The 16,167-nt window shown below is 56.4% G+C and carries 16 protein-coding genes; 7 read left to right on the top strand and 9 right to left on the bottom strand.

What is annotated here, in order from left to right; all coding sequences use genetic code 11:
- Positions 1 to 73 precede the first annotated feature (73 nt).
- On the top strand, positions 74 to 403 hold the full coding sequence (locus tag M0G74_RS05715) for a hypothetical protein (protein WP_248215536.1): 330 nt from the start codon (positions 74 to 76) through the stop codon (positions 401 to 403).
- A gap of 160 nt (positions 404 to 563) precedes the next feature.
- Entirely contained in the window at positions 564 to 1,433 is an 870-nt protein-coding gene (locus M0G74_RS05710; protein ID WP_248215529.1) for a mechanosensitive ion channel domain-containing protein, read from the top strand.
- 2 nt (positions 1,434 to 1,435) lie between these two features.
- On the opposite strand, the gene M0G74_RS05705 is transcribed toward M0G74_RS05710, so the two are convergent.
- From M0G74_RS05705 to M0G74_RS05695, 3 genes are all read right to left on the bottom strand, one after another.
- Positions 1,436 to 1,663, bottom strand: a complete 228-nt coding sequence (locus tag M0G74_RS05705) for a zf-HC2 domain-containing protein (RefSeq protein ID WP_248216166.1) — start codon at positions 1,661 to 1,663, stop codon at positions 1,436 to 1,438.
- Positions 1,663 to 2,364: an RNA polymerase factor sigma-70 gene (locus M0G74_RS05700; protein WP_248215527.1), complete on the bottom strand. Its 702-nt coding sequence runs from the start codon at positions 2,362 to 2,364 to the stop codon at positions 1,663 to 1,665. The genes M0G74_RS05705 and M0G74_RS05700 overlap by 1 nt, the downstream gene beginning before the upstream one ends.
- Positions 2,365 to 2,459: 95 nt before the next feature.
- Positions 2,460 to 3,539 (bottom strand): DNA-binding protein, encoded by a 1,080-nt coding sequence (locus M0G74_RS05695; protein ID WP_248215525.1) that lies wholly within the window; start codon positions 3,537 to 3,539, stop codon positions 2,460 to 2,462.
- Between the two features lie 223 nt (positions 3,540 to 3,762).
- Between M0G74_RS05695 and M0G74_RS05690 the strand changes: the two genes are divergently transcribed.
- Positions 3,763 to 4,839 (top strand): tyrosine-type recombinase/integrase, encoded by a 1,077-nt coding sequence (locus tag M0G74_RS05690; RefSeq protein WP_248216165.1) that lies wholly within the window; start codon positions 3,763 to 3,765, stop codon positions 4,837 to 4,839.
- Between the two features lie 31 nt (positions 4,840 to 4,870).
- Here the strand turns inward: M0G74_RS05690 and M0G74_RS05685 are convergent, their stop codons facing one another.
- From M0G74_RS05685 to M0G74_RS05675, 3 genes are read right to left on the bottom strand one after another with little or no spacing between them, the layout of a single operon-like run.
- Complete coding sequence (locus M0G74_RS05685; RefSeq protein WP_248215518.1) at positions 4,871 to 5,218, bottom strand: AzlD domain-containing protein; 348 nt, start codon at positions 5,216 to 5,218, stop codon at positions 4,871 to 4,873.
- A 56-nt stretch (positions 5,219 to 5,274) separates the two neighbouring features.
- Complete coding sequence (locus tag M0G74_RS05680) at positions 5,275 to 5,982, bottom strand: AzlC family ABC transporter permease (protein ID WP_248215516.1); 708 nt, start codon at positions 5,980 to 5,982, stop codon at positions 5,275 to 5,277.
- The gene (locus M0G74_RS05675; protein WP_248215514.1) at positions 5,979 to 6,512 is read right to left on the bottom strand and encodes an XRE family transcriptional regulator; all 534 of its coding nucleotides are present in this window, start codon (positions 6,510 to 6,512) and stop codon (positions 5,979 to 5,981) included. The genes M0G74_RS05680 and M0G74_RS05675 overlap by 4 nt, the downstream gene beginning before the upstream one ends.
- Before the next feature lie 299 nt (positions 6,513 to 6,811).
- Here M0G74_RS05675 and modA point away from each other — a divergent pair, with 299 nt between their 5' ends.
- From modA to modC, 3 genes are read left to right on the top strand one after another with little or no spacing between them, the layout of a single operon-like run.
- The gene (gene modA, locus M0G74_RS05670) at positions 6,812 to 7,579 is read left to right on the top strand and encodes a molybdate ABC transporter substrate-binding protein (RefSeq protein WP_248215512.1); all 768 of its coding nucleotides are present in this window, start codon (positions 6,812 to 6,814) and stop codon (positions 7,577 to 7,579) included.
- On the top strand, positions 7,563 to 8,261 hold the full coding sequence (gene modB, locus M0G74_RS05665) for a molybdate ABC transporter permease subunit (RefSeq protein ID WP_248215511.1): 699 nt from the start codon (positions 7,563 to 7,565) through the stop codon (positions 8,259 to 8,261). Before modA ends, modB begins: the two co-directional genes overlap by 17 nt.
- Positions 8,251 to 9,426 carry a molybdenum ABC transporter ATP-binding protein gene (gene modC / locus M0G74_RS05660; RefSeq protein WP_248215506.1) on the top strand — a complete coding sequence of 392 codons (1,176 nt, stop codon included), beginning with the start codon at positions 8,251 to 8,253 and terminating at the stop codon, positions 9,424 to 9,426. Before modB ends, modC begins: the two co-directional genes overlap by 11 nt.
- Before the next feature lie 15 nt (positions 9,427 to 9,441).
- On the opposite strand, the gene M0G74_RS05655 is transcribed toward modC, so the two are convergent.
- The 3 genes from M0G74_RS05655 to M0G74_RS05645 form a co-directional block, all read right to left on the bottom strand.
- Positions 9,442 to 10,296, bottom strand: a complete 855-nt coding sequence (locus M0G74_RS05655) for a TOBE domain-containing protein (RefSeq protein WP_248215504.1) — start codon at positions 10,294 to 10,296, stop codon at positions 9,442 to 9,444.
- A gap of 101 nt (positions 10,297 to 10,397) precedes the next feature.
- Positions 10,398 to 13,571: an efflux RND transporter permease subunit gene (locus M0G74_RS05650; protein ID WP_248215502.1), complete on the bottom strand. Its 3,174-nt coding sequence runs from the start codon at positions 13,569 to 13,571 to the stop codon at positions 10,398 to 10,400.
- Positions 13,572 to 13,576: 5 nt separating this feature from the next.
- Positions 13,577 to 14,779: an efflux RND transporter periplasmic adaptor subunit gene (locus M0G74_RS05645; RefSeq protein WP_248215499.1), complete on the bottom strand. Its 1,203-nt coding sequence runs from the start codon at positions 14,777 to 14,779 to the stop codon at positions 13,577 to 13,579.
- Positions 14,780 to 15,195: 416 nt separating this feature from the next.
- Between M0G74_RS05645 and M0G74_RS05640 the strand changes: the two genes are divergently transcribed.
- Positions 15,196 to 15,861, top strand: coding sequence for a TetR family transcriptional regulator (locus tag M0G74_RS05640; RefSeq protein WP_248215497.1), 666 nt, complete (start codon positions 15,196 to 15,198; stop codon positions 15,859 to 15,861).
- Positions 15,862 to 16,167: the final 306 nt, after the last annotated feature.

Here is a 16,167-nt window from a genome sequence, read left to right as displayed (position 1 = left end):
TAGCCCTTTGGGACGTATGTTCCCATTAGCGATTCCGCTAGGATGCGCCCTCATTTTCTCGGGGGAGATTACCATGTCAATTGGACAGAAAATATTTAACGCCATCGAACTGTTTTCCGCGGAAGCGCCGCATTTCCAACGTTTTATCGCCGCACTCAAGGATACACTGATCGAAAACGGCGCTGCGCCCAAAATGGCAGAGCGCACCGCAGAGGTAACGGCTGATGCGCTGTCCCAGGAGTCTGCCGGTGACCATCACCTGGGAATGGCGCAGCTGATCGCGTTTCATCCGGAGCTGTTGGAAACCATGGGTAGTGACCTGCCAACGATCAGTGCCATGCACAAATATATGTCCTTCTATCTCAGCTTTGCCGATGATGCTGCTGCGGTCAGTATCAACTGACCACCATCACGGGGTTTTGACAGACTCTGCGACTACCGGTGGATTTCCGCGCCCTTGTATTACACCTAACGGCTGTTTAACATCCAGCCTCGGTTTGCCGCGGTGACTGGCTAAACTGATTTATCCCTCCTGATTTTTCACCGAGCGTCCTGGGTTTTTCATGTTGATCGAGCTGTACCATAAGTTTGCGGACAACAAGCTGGTGTTGAGCCTGCTGCTCATTGCCACGGTAATTCTATTGCGCTTCCTGCTGACGCTTCTATTCAAGAAGTCCGGCTGGGCGCGTCAGGATGTTCGGCGCCGAATTCACATGGTGCATAACTTCAGCAACCTGCTGATGGTGATCAGTCTTTTTGCAATCTGGGTTTCTGAATTACGGGATTTTGCGCTGTCGATCGCAGCGTTTTCGGTGGCCATTGTCATTGCGCTTCGGGATGTAGTCGCCTGCCTTGTGGGAGGGCTCTACCAGGCCAGTATGCGCTCTTTCACCATTGGCGACTGGGTGCGGATTGGTGATCAGTTTGGCGAGGTCATCGACAACAACTGGCTGAGCACCACCCTGCTGGAAATTGATCCGCACGGCCTCGGTAACGGGTATACCGGTACCACCCTGTATGTGCCCAACAACGTGTTCTTCACCCAACCGGTAAAAAACCTGAATTTCATGCGCCGCTACATTGAGCATACCTTTGCCATCGTGCGTGAGAACAAGGGCGATAATCCATTCGCCATCAAGCCCTACATCACCGAGCGCGTACTGGAGCACTGTGAATCCTTCAAGGATGTGGCCGAACGCTACTGCAAATTGATCGAGAGTCGTATGGGCGTTGATCTGGCTGGCACCGAGCCGAAAATCAAGTTCAGCACCAGCGAACTTGGACACGACGTATTGACGATCACCCTGTTCTGCCCTCGTGAAGAGGCGACGAATATCGAACAGAAGGTTACCGAGGACTTCTACCTGTTCTGGTATGGGGCCAAGGCTGGCCCTGCAGGTGGCGCTTTAGAGTCAGTCGAAGCACCCGTTTAAGCTCAAGAGTCTAGATCGGAGCTGCCACGTGTGGCTCCATCTTTCCCGTCCGCCTCAGATGCTGTCTTCGCGTAGCCTTTCGACAGCTGGCGCAAGGTGCGCATCTGATCGCCGAAATTGCGACAGCCACGACACATCAGCAGATGCAATTTCAGCTGGAGTTTTTCACCCCCGTGTAATGGTCGCTCCAGCTGTTCCGAGAGCAATCGAGAGGCTTGTTTGCAGTTCATCATGCCGTGGATTCTCCTCTCGATCTTGCTGCGGACGTTTCAAACCAGCTGTTCTCCAGGCATTCACGCAAGCGCAACCTGGCGCGGTACAGAATCACATGAAGGTTACTGGTAGACAGCGCCAACTGACTGCAGATTTCCTCGGATTCCAGCTCGATAAATTCCCGCATCATAAACACCCGCGCCTGCTTTTCCGGCAAGCCATTCAAGCAGGCATCAAATACTCGCCAGAAGTGGTCGCTCTGCACGCCCCCCTGCGGGCCATTCCAGCTGGTCGGACGCTCTGCCCGGTGCCAGTGACCATTGGTCTTAAACAGGGCATCCATAAATTGTTGCTCCCGCTGCTCCTCGTCGCCGAGCTGACTGGAGGCAATAACCCGCTGACGGTAGCGCAGGGCATCGGCAATTTTGAATTTGAGAATCGAGAAGACCCAGGTATTCAGGGCCGACTGGCGGGCAAAGGACTCGATATTTTTCAGCGCCCCGGCTAGCGCTTCCTGCACCGCATCTTCCGCTTGATCGTCATCGCGCAGCTGCAGGCGCGCAAATTTGAGCATCTGAGCACGTAATTCCGCCAGAAACTGCGGATCAACCAGCTGTTCTTCTACGGTGGCGCCAGAGGGACCAGAAACAGCGGCGTCACGCTCGACACCGGAGCTTCCCTCCTCCACGAAACTGTCACTGCCCTCTGAATCACTCATATTATTGCCGTTTTCTATACTTGCTCGTTATTAGTCGCGGTTCAGGCCGCATACTTACAGACTCCAATGAAAAGGTATAGAGCGCCCTTACCGAACTACGGCTGCAACGCAGTGTCCTGTGTCTGCACTGCGCGTTCCAGCTGCACCAGTTGACCTTTCAGCTCCGCCTTTTCCTGAAGCGCCTGTTGGTGTTCCATACGCAGTGACGTCAAGTTCTCGCGCAACCGCTTAATCTCGATTTCCAGTTTACTGCACGCTTGGCGCTGCAGCTCGGACTCCCGGGTACAGGCCGCATTGCTGCTCGACAGACCGGCAACCTGATCTCTCAGCTGCGCGATTTCCGCGGCACTTTCCTGCAATTTAATCGCCTGCGCGTTATGGTGCTGCCGCATTGAGTCAAGTTCCGCGCGCTCGGCAGTGAGCGCCTGTTGCGCCAGCTGCAGTTCTGAAGCCTGCGCTGCGCTGCGAGAACCCAGCTCCGCAAACTGCTGTTCACGTTCATCAAGGCGTCGCCCGGCAACGGATAGCTGCTCATTCAGATGGGCGATCTGCCCGTTCAGTTGCGCGGTGCTCTGGCGAAACTGGTCCCGCTCCTGCTGGCGATCATCGGCGATTCGCTGCTGAAAAAACTCGAAGTGCTCTCTTACCGTACGATTCTCCTGCTTGAGTTCATCGACGCTATTGCGGAGTTCGGCAATCCGCACGCCCGCCTCCTCCCGCTGAAATTCACTTTTAGCCAGAGCTGCTCGCGATTCATCCAGAGATTTGTGTAATTCCCGATTGCTTTCTTCAGAACTACCCAGCTTTTGTTCCAGCTCCTGCAGGCTGGCGCTACGCTCCGCGAGAACTACTCGCGCCTGCACAAGTTCTGCCCGCACAAGTTCCAGCGCTTCCTCGGATTCTTCACGTACGGTATCTATTCTGCGATCAGCATCGTCTTGAATACGCTGTTGCAGACCCTTTAACGCATCCACCAGATCTTTCGGCAGACCGCCAATTTCACTTTGGGCATTGCCCGTTTCCGCTTTCCAGCGCTTCAGCAAGGGCGCAATCGTGCTTTTGCTACCGGTACCCAGCTCCTCCCGCACGCGATCGACGGTTGGCTCTTCGCCGCGCTGCTTGATGGTGTCTGCTGCCTGGACGATATCGAAATAGTTGACGCCTGTACGTGCCATTTTGGTTCCTTGTCGGCCGAACTGGCCGATTCCTTTATTCTCGGTTTCGGTTAATTTCGTACTGTATTACATGTTACGTAATAATACATAATTCTTTCTTTTTTGCTTACCTTTTAACATCGAATTTCTAACCAACGATAATTAAACTTATCGTGGGTTATGTTTTCTTAGTGTGAGAAAATACCCGCCTCACCAGTACAGAATCCAACTTTTGGACACGACCCTGGATATGGAAAAGTCTCCTCTCGAACTGCCAAGCCTCGAATCGCCAAGCCTCGAATCGCCAAGCCTTGAATCCGCCCGACTCGATACGCCGGAACCCCGCAAACAACTGCCCAGGGAAACCGTGCAGGCGTACCTGAATGCCGCCACCTCAGAAAGCACCCGCAAGGCATACCGTTCCGCAATCCGGCAATTCGAAAAGTGGGGCGGACGACTACCGACGGACAGCGAAACCTTGACCCAATACCTACTTGGCCGGGCGCAAACACTGAATCCACGGACTCTTGATTTACACCTGACCGCTATCGGGCAGTGGCACCACTATCAGGGCATCGCAAACCCGGCCCAGGAACCGCTGGTGCAGAAGACCATGAATGGCATCCGCCGCCTTCACGCCAAGCCCAAACAAAAGGCAAAGGCCCTGCGACTGGAGCACATCGCGCAAATGGCAAACTACCTGCGCGCACGCACGGACAGCAGGAAAAAGTATCGGGACCTGGCATTGATCTTGGTCGGCTTCTTTGGAGCATTTCGACGCAGCGAGCTGGTCGCGATTCGGGTTGAAGATCTGATATGGGAGGAGGATGGCCTGATTGTGCATTTGCCGCGATCAAAGACAGACCAGACGGGCCAGGGCATGCAGCGCGCCCTCCCCTTCGGCAACAAATCGGTGTGCCCGGCATCCGCCCTCAGAGATTGGTTGGCGGCAGCCAATATTACGGAAGGACCCGTATTCTGTGCGGTAAACCGCTGGGATCAGGTTCAGCGCAAGCCACTCAACCCAGGCGCAATCAATCAGCTACTGAAGCAACTGGGCGCTGAGTGTGGCTTTGACTTTATTGGCAACCTGAGCAGCCACAGCTTCCGCCGAGGGCTATCCACCTCCGCGGCACGTGAAAAGGTAGATTTTGAATTGATCAAAAAGCAAGGCGGCTGGAAGAGTGATGCAACGGTGTGGGAGTACATCGAAGAGGGGCAGCGGCTGACCGACAATGCCGCAACCGCGCTAATGGAAAAAATGGCCGCAATCAGCGCTGATCCTGCCGGGCCGGTCGATGACGACCAGCATCAAAGCTAAAGAGTGTGGCAACTACCGCATAACCTGAAAATCAGACAAGGAAACTGGCCAGGAAAATCACAACCCCGTAAACAGCGACACCGGCCAACACCGGCCACCCCAGAGATCTGGTTTTCTGCCAGACCACCATCGTTACCAGTACTCCGAATACTGTCGCCAGGCCCGACGCCAAACTGAGCTTGCTCGGCACCAGTGACACGCCAAACATGGCCGCGATCATAAGCGGCCCGAGCACACTGAGCCAGGTTGGCATGGCCTCCAGGGTATTCTTGGTGCTGCGCCGCAGCAGATGGCGCCGCATCCAAACCAGAGGAAGTGCGCGCATCAGGTAGGTCCCGATCGCCGCGGCAATCAATGCTGCCCAGAGTTCAGCCCCCATTCCAGCCCCCAGTCCACTCGCTAGTCCAGTGTCCACTCTACTTCTCTCTTATATTGCTACTTGAGCGCGCCTAACCCGAAAAAGACCACAGCGCCGGCAATCGCGGCAACCGGAATTGCCGCATTCGTCATGCCATTCAGTGAAAAGACCAGCGCAACCACCACCGTGCTACCGAGCGCAAGCGACCACAGCCGGGAGGTAAACCGAGGTGCCAACAGCACCAGGAAAAGCGCCGGCAAGGCAAATGGCATCACCTCGGCAAATAACGGCCACTGTTGTGTCAATTCCTTACCCGCTACAGCCCCAAGCGCCGTGCCACCAATCCAGCTGAACCAGGCCAGCAAGCTACTACCGAAGAACCAGCCAATTCGCGCGTCCGGGGCAAGTTGCGGCAAGCGCGTATGCGCCAGAGCGAAGATTTGATCCGTAAGTCCGTGCATCAACCAGGGCCACCAGCGGCTACCGGTCAGCCAGGGAACCAGATTGGGCCCATAAATGACATGGCGCGCGTTAATCAGCAGCGTCATCACCACCACAAACCACAGGGGAGCACCGGAGGCGACCATGGCGACAAACAGGAACTGGGATGCACCGGCGTATATCAGCACGGAGATGGCAACGGCTTCCCAGCTACTGAATCCGGACTGGACCGCAATAAGCCCAAAAGAAATCGCCACTGGAATATAGCCACCCAGCAAAGGAACGGATTCGCGTACCCCCATCAGCCAAGGGCGATTGTTGCTAGTCTCAGCCTGCAAGCTCACGGCGTTTCTTCTCCGCGAGCAGCGTAAACGATCGTAACCAGCAGCGTGGCCCAGGCATCTCCGGTTCGATAGAGGTGAGGATGATCGGCCGGGAAACTATGACTCTCACCCGGGCCCAGTAGTCTGGTATCACCCTCGAGTCCGGCTTCCAGCACACCACTGATGACCATTACCGACTCTCTCGCGCCAGGAGTATGCGTCTCGGCAACACGCAGGGTCTGCGGAGCACATGACATCCAGTAGGCGTCGACTTGGGGGTTGTCGCCGCCACGGTCGATCAGCCGCACCTGTACTCCTTCATCTTCTACCGGTGATGTCATTGGCTCGACCAGCTGACTGAAGGGCACCTCCAGCTGCACAGCAATACGCCAAATAGTATCGAGGGTAGGATTTCCATTGCCCTGCTCCAGGCGAGACAGGTTTGACTTGGCAATGCCGGCTGCCGCCGCGAGCTGTGAGAGCGAGATACCGCGAGCCATCCTCAGGTTCTGAAGATGTCGCCCCAGGGTATCGAGAGAGAGTTTGTCCACCTGCAGTTCCCGCAGTCGTTCGATATAAGGAACGCTTTATAACGGAATCGTTCCATAAATGGAACACCTCGCACACGAAATAAGAGATTCACCGGCGCAACGCTTCTGTACACCAGCCGCTTACCCCAATTCATCGCCGCTAACTTCTCGGGTTTAGCGGCTCACCCAACCGCTGGAAGGCGAGTTGGAGCTTGCCATTATTCGCTATATACCCAAATATATAACGACTCCGGAAGCGACGTTAAATGGGGGCTTGGGTGAGGATTTTGGTGCAGGGATCGGGCTTTAGGGGCGCAACAGTGCGCGCATTACTTCTTTTATGGTTGCTCTCCCCGACAATGACGCGGGCGGACGAGTTGATCATCGCGGTAGCCTCAAATTTCACCGCGCCCATGCGTGATATTGCCAAACAATTTGAGCAAGACAGCGGTCACAAGGTGACGCTGGCATTTGGTTCTTCCGGGAAAATCTTCGCCCAGATCAGCCATGGGGCACCCTACCAGGCATTTTTTTCTGCCGACCAGGCGAAGCCTGCGCAGTTAATAGAACGGAAACTCGCTGACGCCGACAGCCGTTACACCTATGCCGAAGGCAAGCTGGCACTATGGTCCATTAAGCCCGGGTTTGTGGGCGCTGACGGAGAAGTGCTCAAGGGCAACGAATACAACAAGCTTGCACTGGCCAACCCCAAGCTAGCCCCATACGGCGCGGCAGCGCTGGAAGTGCTGCAACATCTCGAACTGGAAGAGCTAACCCGTGCGCGCTGGGTGCAGGGAGAAAATATCTCCCAGACCTATCAGTTTGTGGCGAGCGGCAATGCAGATTTGGGGCTGGTAGCGCTGTCGCAGATTCTCAAGCAAGGCCACATCGCCGAAGGTTCCGCGTGGATCCCTCCTTCCAAGCTTTACAAGCCGATCCGACAGGACGCGGTCATTCTCAAGGGCGCCGCTGGTATACCGGCGCTACAGGAATTCTGGCGATTTATACAAAGCCCCGAGGTGCACGCAATCATTCGCGCCTACGGTTACAGCACCCCCTCACAAGCCGGGGATGAACATGTTGAGTGACGCCGACCTCGCAGCCATCGGGTTAACACTGCGGCTTGCCACAACCGTTACGATTTTGCTGTTGCTACTCGGTACTCCACTGGCACTGTGGCTTGCAAAAACCCGTTCTCTCTTTAAAGGCCCGGTAAGCGCACTGGTGGCGCTACCGTTAGTATTGCCGCCAACGGTACTCGGTTTTTATCTGCTCATTTTTATGGGCCCGTCTGGCCCCATGGGACAATTCACCGAGATGCTCGGACTGGGCACCCTGCCCTTTACCTTCTGGGGATTGGTCGTGGCCTCACTGCTCTACTCATTGCCGTTTGTGGTACAGCCCATTCAGAATGCCATTGAGGCGCAGGGAACACGGCCCGATGAAGTGGCTGCAACATTGGGAGCCAGCCCGTGGAACCGCTTTTGGCATGTGACCCTCCCCCTGGCCAAACCCGGCATTCTTACCGCGTCGGTACTCGGGTTTGCTCACACTGTCGGTGAATTCGGCGTGGTTCTGATGATCGGCGGTAATATTCCCGGAGAGACCCGCGTGGTCTCCGTCCAGATTTACGACCACGTCGAAGCGCTGGAATACACCCAGGCCCACTGGCTGTCGGCGGCGATGATCGTATTTTCCTTTGTGGTGTTGCTGGCACTGTATCTGCTCCAGCAGCGCAAGTCGGCTCTGGGGGTGCGCTATGGCGTTTGAGCGCGGTAAAGACACCCGGTCAGTCGAAGGAATTACCGGACACTTCTATCTACCTATGCCGAGCCAGGCGAATAACCGGCAATTTTCCCTGGATGTTCAGCTGGCGTTACCAGGACGTGGTGTTACCGGCATCTTTGGCCCTTCAGGCTCCGGTAAAACCACCCTGCTCCGCTGCATTGCCGGACTGCAACCCTGTGAAAATGGCAGCCTCTCTGTCAATGGCGCACAGTGGCAGTCGGTTCACAAGCCGCAAAAGGCACTGGCGGTGCACAAGCGGCCGCTCGGATATGTGTTTCAGCAACCGAGTCTGTTTCCGCATCTGACCGCAGCAGGTAATCTGGCGTTTGCGCGCAAACGTGCTTGGGAAAACGTAACGATTGCGGAGTACGAGCAGGTGAACGCACTGATGGGTATTGAGCATTTGCTGAACCAATACCCGGCCGCACTTTCCGGTGGCGAACAACAACGTGTCGCTATCGCCCGTGCGCTAATGGTGAAACCGCGCCTGCTGCTGATGGATGAACCCCTCGCTTCGCTGGATCAGATGCGAAAGCGGGACATATTGCCCTACCTGGAGAAACTGCACCGAACACTGGACATACCCGTTCTTTATGTCAGCCACTCGGTGGATGAGATTGCCCGCCTGGCAGATCACCTGCTGTTAATGGAAAACGGAAAAATCCTGAATGAAGGACCGGCAACGGAAATCCTGTCGCGGACAGACTTCCCGGTGCAACTCGGGGACGACTTGGGCGTATTGGTGCAAGCGAAAATTGCCGAGCGCAACAGTGAATGGCACTTGGCGCGGGCGCAATTTGACGGCGGCAATTTGTGGTTGCGGGATAGTGGGGAAGCGATTGGTGAGGACATTCGTGTGCGCATTCTGGCGCGCGATATCAGCCTGACGCTTGAGCAAGATACCCGGACCAGCATCCTCAACCGTGTGTCAGTTCGGGTACAGGAAATCAGTGCAGATCGCGATCCGGCGATGGTGCTGCTGCGCTTGAAACCCATCACCAACGCAACTCCGGCGACCTTAGAACCTCACGCAATCACTGAAACCCGCCTGATTGCACGTATTACCCGCCGATCGCTGCAACAATTGGCCATCCATGCCGGCAGCGAAGTCTGGGCGCAGATCAAGTCTGTTGCGATTGTCCGATAACCAGTAACAAGGCGATTACTCGACCATCAGGATCACACTGGAGGATTTGAACAGCGCACTAGCTTCATCTCCCTCCGCCAGTGCCAGTTCCTTAACACTTTCGTTGGTAATGATGGCGCCAATGGTTTTGCCATTTCCAAGCGCCAGCGAAACATCACTGTTCACCGCACCCTGTTCGATGCGACGCACGGTGCCGCGCAACTGATTGCGCGCACTGGTTTTCAGTCCCGATTCTTTTGCGAGAATCACCCAGGACGCCTTTACCAGGGCAATTGCAGTGGCCCCCACCTCTAATCCAAGGGCGGTGATGCTGTCATTGGTTATGATTGCTACCAGTGGTTGTTCCGCGCCGATATCCAAAATGACTTCTGCATTTACCGCCCCGGGTTTGACCGCAATGACCGAACCCCGAAACTGATTGCGCGCGCTGGTTTTCATGGTGCCTGCCCCTGCAAATTCCGCGATATCCGCAAACTCCCGCACTTTGCGCCCGACGCGCTCTAGAAACAGTGCGTGCTCCGCTTCCAGTGCGGTAAACCCCTTGAGAACCTTCTCCCCCATCTGCGTAAGCGCGGTTCCACCGCCCTGGGAGCCACCGGCGCTGCGTACCACCAGCGGCGCGCTGGCCAGATTGTTCATGGCATCAATACGATCCCAGGCAGTTTTATAGCTGATGCCAACGGATTTTGCTGCGGCGGAAATGGAGCCGCACTCGGCAATCGCCCGCAGCAGTTGCGCCTGTTGCGCAGCAAACGACGGCTTGCCGTCGCGACCCAGCGTGAGGCTTCCCTGTAGCTGAGAATGCGGTTGAGAGCCTGATTGCGAGTCCGGTTGAGAATCCGACCGAGAGATTTCTTGCTTCTTTTTCATTGCCGCAGTCTAGCGGTTTTGGTCGGTGAAATTCCAGAAACAAAAAAGGCCGGGTTGCTTACGCATTACCCGGCCAAGGTTTACAGACTGGTTAAATGGGATCAGGCGGGCTCTGTCTGCTTTTCAGACTTTTCGGCCTCAATACCCAGCTTGCCCATGAATTCTTCGTCCGCGTTTTGCGCGGTCTTTTTCCCGAACAACTTCTGCACCACCACGAAGAACAGTGGGATAAAGAAGATACCCAGCAAAGTACCCACGATCATGCCCCCGAGTACACCGGTACCGATGGCTTGCTGGGCACCGGAGCCGGCGCCGGACGCAATTGCCAGGGGCAGCACGCCCAAGCCAAACGCCAGCGAGGTCATGATGATCGGACGCAGACGGTCGCGCACTGCATGCATGGTGGCTTCAATCAGCTCCATACCCGCTTCCAGGTTCTGCTTGGCAAACTCCACGATCAAAATGGCGTTCTTACTGGTCAGACCCACGGTGGTGAGCATGGCAACCTGGAAATAGATGTCACGCTCGAAACCGCGCAGGTTACTCGCCACAATCGCACCGAGAATACCCAGCGGAGCAACCAGCAGTACCGCGGTCGGCACCGTCCAGCTCTCGTAAAGCGCGGCCAGACACAGGAATACGATCAGTACCGACAATACGTACAACAGCGTGGTCTGTGAGCCGGCCTGCTGCTCTTGATAAGACAGCGCGGTCCACTCCAGTCCGAAGCCTTCCGGCAACTGGCTTACCAGGCGCTCCATTTCTGCCATGGCATCACCAGAGCTTACGCCGGGTGCGCCCTGCCCCTGAATCTGCACCGCCGGTACACCGTTGTAGCGTTCCAGGCGCGGGGAGCCGTAGTCCCAGTCAAAGGTGGCGAAAGACGATACCGGAACCATCTCACCGTTGCTGTTGCGCACGGACCACAGGCGGAAGTCTTCCGGGTTCATCCGGAAAGGTGCGTCGGCCTGCATGTACACACGCTTGATACGGCCGCGATCGATAAAGTCATCGATGTACTGACCGCCCCAGGCAACGCCAAGGGTGCTGTTGATATCGCCAATGGATACACCAAGCGACGCGGCTTTCGCGTTGTTCACCTTCAGTTTGAACTGCGGCGTATCTTCCTGGCCGTTCGGACGCACGCCGGCTAAAAGCGGGCTCTGTGCAGCCATACCCAGCAGTTGATTACGTGCATTGGTCAGCGCTTCATGCCCCAGATTGGCATTGTCCTGCAGGTACATCGCAAAACCGGCAGAGGTACCCAGCTCCGGCAGAGCCGGCGGCGAGAAAGCGTAGGCAATGGCATCCTTGATCTGGCTCAGCGCGCCCATGCCACGCATGGCAACCGCACCCGCCTGCTCGGAATCCTCCTCGCGCTTGTCCCAATCCGTCAGCTTGATAAATGCCATGGCATTGTTTTGGCCACTACCGGCGAAGCTGAAGCCCTGTACCGAAAATACAGATTCTACCAGTTCGGATTCATTATCGAGGAAGTGGTTTTCCAGCTTCTCGACTGACTCCATGGTGCGCTCCTGGGTGGCACCAACGGGTGTTTGTACCAGCGAGAAGAGCACACCCTGATCCTCTTCCGGCAGGAAGGAACTGGGCGAACGCACGAACAGGAACACCATGACCGCGCTCAGCAGTACAAAGAGCACCATAAAGCGGCCGCTGCGGGCGAGAATACCGCGCACGCCACGCTGGTAAGAGGCCGCGCTGCGATCAAAATTGCGGTTGAACCAACCGAAGAAACCTTTCTTACTGCCGTGATCACCGGGCTTCAGCATGGTGGCGCAAAGCGCAGGTGTCAGTACGATCGCAACAATCACCGAGAAGGTCATGGCGGCAACAATGGTGGCGGAGAACTGGCGATAAATAATGCCGGTAGAACCGTCCATAAACGCCATAGGCACGAACACCGCCGACAGCACCACCCCGATACCGATCAGCGCACCGGTAATTTGCTTCATGGATTTCTTGGTGGCTTCCTTGGGCGAGAGCTTTTCCTCGTGCATCACCCGCTCAACGTTCTCCACCACCACGATGGCATCATCCACCAGCAGGCCGATGGCGAGAACCATGGCGAACATGGTGAGCATATTCACCGAGAAGCCGAGAACTGAAAGCACCCCAAAGGTACCGAGCAATACTACGGGCACGGCAATGGTGGGAATGATGGTGGCGCGCAGGTTCTGCAGGAACAACAGCATCACCAGGAACACCAGGATGACCGCTTCCACCAGCGTCTGGATCACGCCCTTGATCGACACTTCCACAAACGGCGTGGTATCGAAAGGAATCACCGTTTTCAGACCAGCGGGGAAATTCGAGTTAAGTTCCGCCAGTTTCTCTTTGACGGCCGCCGCGGTTTCCAGCGCGTTTGCACCGGTAGCCAGGGAGATCGCCACACCGGTGGCCGGCGCACGGTTGTAACGGGTCAGGAAGTCGTAGCTCTCGGTACCCATTTCCACACGCGCGACATCCCCCAGCTTCAATACTGAGCCATCCGGGTTTGCCCGCAGTACCACGTTGCGGAATTCTTCCGGTGTCTGCATACGGCTTTGCGCGGTGATGCTGGCCGTCAGCTGCTGACCGTCCACCGCCGGTGTGCCGCCGAGGCTGCCAATGGCTACCTGGGAGTTCTGGTTGCGCACGGATGCCATGATGTCGGACGGCGTCAGCTTGTATGCGTCAAGCTTGTTCGGGTCCAGCCAGATACGCATGGCGTACTTGGAACCAAATACCTGAATACTGCCCACGCCGGGCACCCGGCTGAGTGGGTCCACCAAGTTGGATACCACGTAGTCCGCGATATCCTCTTTTTTCATGCTGCCGTCGGTCGAAACAAAGCCCGCAACCATCAGGAAGCCGGCGCGGCCTTTACCCACGGTCAGGCCCTGGCGCTGTACGATTTCAGGCAACAGCGGCATAGCCAGCTGCAGCTTGTTCTGTACCTGTACCTGGGCAATATCCGGGTCGGTACCGTTGGCAAACGTCAGAGTCACTTCCGCAGTACCAATGGACTGACTGGTGGCAGACATATACAGCAGACCGTCGAGGCCCTTCATATTCTGCTCGATCACCTGGGTCACCGAGTCCTCGATGACTTTGGCCGAGGCACCGGGATAAGCACCAGAAATGGAAACCACTGGCGGCGCGATATCCGGGTAGCGCTCTACCGGTAACTTGCTGATCGCGAGACTGCCGAACAGCATCACGACGATGGCGATCACCCACGCAAAAATCGGGCGATCGATAAAGAAACCTGCCATTTCAATTACCCCTTGCTGGCGTCGCTCTGCGCGCTATCTGCGGTTTCATTTTTCGGCGCCGGCAAGTCTACCGGTGCAGGCGCAGCGGCCTCACCGGCGTTCACTACCACACCTGGGCGAACCTTCTGCAGGCCTTCAACAATCACGCGATCACCAGCCTTCAGGCCACTCTCGACCAGCCAGCTGGCACCCACAGTTTGAGAGACCTGTACCGGGCGTACTTCCACGGTATTGCCTTCACCAACCACCATCGCGGTGGTGTTGCCCTTGGGGTCGCGCGCGATGCCTTGCTGCGGCACCAGTACGGCATTTTCACGCTGCCCACTGCCTACGGACGCGCGCACATACATTCCCGGCAACAGCGCATGGTCCGGATTGGGCACCACTACGCGCAGGCGAACACTGCCCGTCGTCGGGTCGACACTCACCTCAGAGAATTCGAGTTTGCCAGCGTGGGGATAGGGACTGCCGTCTTCGAGAAGAATGGAGACCGGCAGGTCGTCGGTGTTCTCCATGGTGCCCGCTGCCAGCGCCTTGCGCAGGTTCAGCAATTCGCTGACTGACTGGGTCAAATCCACATAAATCGGGTCCAGCTGCTGGATCGTCGCCAGCGGCGCTGCCTGATTGGCATTCACCAGAGCGCCCTGAGTCACCGAGGAAATTCCGATACGACCGCTGATCGGCGCACTGATTCGGGCGAACTCCAGCGTTACCTTGCTGCGTTGCACCGCCGCTTTTGCTGCGGCCACATCCGCTTTCGCCTGCTGCAGTGAGGCAACCGCGGTATCGTTGTCCTGCTTGCTCACTGCACCGGTCTTTACCAGCTCTTGGGTTCGGCCGGCCTGGAGTTTTGCCACATTCAGTGCCGCCTGCGCCCGCTCCAGCGAGGCCTTGGCACTGTCGTAGTCGGCCTGATAGCGGGCGTCATCCAGCTGATACAGCGCTGCGCCAGCTTCAACAAGACCGCCCTCTTTAAACAATTGTCCCTTGACGATGCCATCCACCTGCGGGCGCACTTCCGCCACCTTGAAGGGATTGGTTCGCCCGGGCAGCTGACGCGTCAGGGTAACCGGCTCACTCGCCAGGGTGACGACGGTGACCTGCGGCGTATGCCCTTGCATGGCTTGCTGCTTTTCCCCGCAGGCTGACAGCAGCGCTACGGCAAGCAACAGGCTGCCGGAGATCAACGACTTCTTTTTCTGCAACATGACGACCTCGTGATTGCGTCCATACTGGCGCCGAAATACGGGCACCAAGGGAAGTGGAATCCTGGTTGAAAGATGCCGCTCACGACGAACTCCCCCGGAGCGGCGATTCCCAACTGACCGTGACAGGCTGACTGATAGACCCGGTCAATAAAGAAACAGATGGACCAGACAAACGTGACTTATCTGGCGAATACCGACAATTTAAATACATGCATGAATGAATATCAACTATTTATTCACGCGTGCATATGAATTATCATTTCGGCAGAGCAACCGGCGGTACACAGAAAATCTCGCGTGTCAAAGCCGATGAGCCCGATACCCTCAGATATCCTCAAAAGTGGGCCGGGCGACCAACCAGCATGCTCGTGCGAGGCTTCAATTCGCACGATGTCGCATATTCAGGATCGGATTTCATGGCCAAACGCAGAAAAGAAGACGCACTGGAAACTCGTGAACGCATACTCGATGCCGCTATCGAAGTCTTCGACCGCCGTGGCGTGTCACGCCCCTCCCTGACTGAAATTGCGGAGCTTGCGGGCGTGACCCGCGGCGCCGTTTACGGTCACTTCCAGAATAAGGCCGACCTGTTCAGCGCCCTGGCCGACCGAATCCAGCTACCGGACGAATCCCTCTGCCAGGCGCCAATGGAAGGCTGCACTGATCCTCTGGGCGAGCTCCGCAAGCGCTGGATGTTTATGTACCGGGAAGTGATGAACAATGTGCAGTGGCGCAGGATCTTTGCGATTATTTTTCTCCGTTGTGAATGGGTGCCGGAAAACGGTGAAATCAATGAACGTTGTGCTGAGGGGCACGCGGATGCCAATTCTCGGCTTCGCAACCTGCTTGAAACCGCCGTCACCGTTGGTCAGTTGCCGCAAGACCTGGATGTACCGGTAGCGGTGCCGGTCGTACACGCCGGAATTGTCGGCCTGCTACAGGAGTGGCTGATGAACCCGGATGCGTTCGATATTGCCGAGGTCGGCGCCCGCCACGTGGAAGCCATGTTGGAGATGCTGCAGACCTCCCGATTCCTTAGAAAAGTCACCGATACGACTCAATCGTCAACTGTCGCGGTTTAGTCGGGTCATTTTGGCCATTTGGACGGCCATTGGTCCGAGATTTTTCGCTTCAACTGAGCGCAATCGACACTCAATTAGTCGAAATCGAGTGAAAATAGTGAAGTCGAGAGGAAATCCGGGCCCCGAATTGACGGTTTTGTGAGCAAACCCCCATCTTCACGGGGCAATTGACGGAAAAATCATCCTGCAAATTACCGCAATCTGCGCACCATTGGCCTCGTACAAGAAGCAATTCATGCCTTTCGGAGCTTTCAGCCTTTATACTTGTCCTAAGCTATAAGTCGCCACTGCTCCGGAGATCCATGT

Source organism: Microbulbifer sp. CAU 1566 (assembly GCF_023156515.1).
GTDB lineage: Bacteria > Pseudomonadota > Gammaproteobacteria > Pseudomonadales > Cellvibrionaceae > Microbulbifer.
Note: the sequence above shows the minus strand (reverse complement) of the source record. Positions and strands in the feature narration are given on the sequence as shown.

Excerpts from the sequence above, each read along its gene's own strand:
- M0G74_RS05655 (WP_248215504.1), bottom strand. The coding sequence starts at position 10,296 with ATGAAAAAGAAGCAAGAAATCTCTCGGTCGGATTCTCAACCGGACTCG.
- M0G74_RS05645 (WP_248215499.1), bottom strand. The coding sequence starts at position 14,779 with ATGTTGCAGAAAAAGAAGTCGTTGATCTCCGGCAGCCTGTTGCTTGCC.
- M0G74_RS05710 (WP_248215529.1), top strand. The coding sequence starts at position 564 with ATGTTGATCGAGCTGTACCATAAGTTTGCGGACAACAAGCTGGTGTTG.
- M0G74_RS05695 (WP_248215525.1), bottom strand. The coding sequence starts at position 3,539 with ATGGCACGTACAGGCGTCAACTATTTCGATATCGTCCAGGCAGCAGAC.
- M0G74_RS05715 (WP_248215536.1), top strand. The coding sequence starts at position 74 with ATGTCAATTGGACAGAAAATATTTAACGCCATCGAACTGTTTTCCGCG.
- M0G74_RS05650 (WP_248215502.1), bottom strand. The coding sequence starts at position 13,571 with ATGGCAGGTTTCTTTATCGATCGCCCGATTTTTGCGTGGGTGATCGCC.
- modB (WP_248215511.1), top strand. The coding sequence starts at position 7,563 with ATGAACATGTTGAGTGACGCCGACCTCGCAGCCATCGGGTTAACACTG.
- M0G74_RS05705 (WP_248216166.1), bottom strand. The coding sequence starts at position 1,663 with ATGAACTGCAAACAAGCCTCTCGATTGCTCTCGGAACAGCTGGAGCGA.
- modC (WP_248215506.1), top strand. The coding sequence starts at position 8,251 with ATGGCGTTTGAGCGCGGTAAAGACACCCGGTCAGTCGAAGGAATTACC.
- M0G74_RS05640 (WP_248215497.1), top strand. The coding sequence starts at position 15,196 with ATGGCCAAACGCAGAAAAGAAGACGCACTGGAAACTCGTGAACGCATA.
- M0G74_RS05685 (WP_248215518.1), bottom strand. The coding sequence starts at position 5,218 with ATGGGGGCTGAACTCTGGGCAGCATTGATTGCCGCGGCGATCGGGACC.
- M0G74_RS05700 (WP_248215527.1), bottom strand. The coding sequence starts at position 2,364 with ATGAGTGATTCAGAGGGCAGTGACAGTTTCGTGGAGGAGGGAAGCTCC.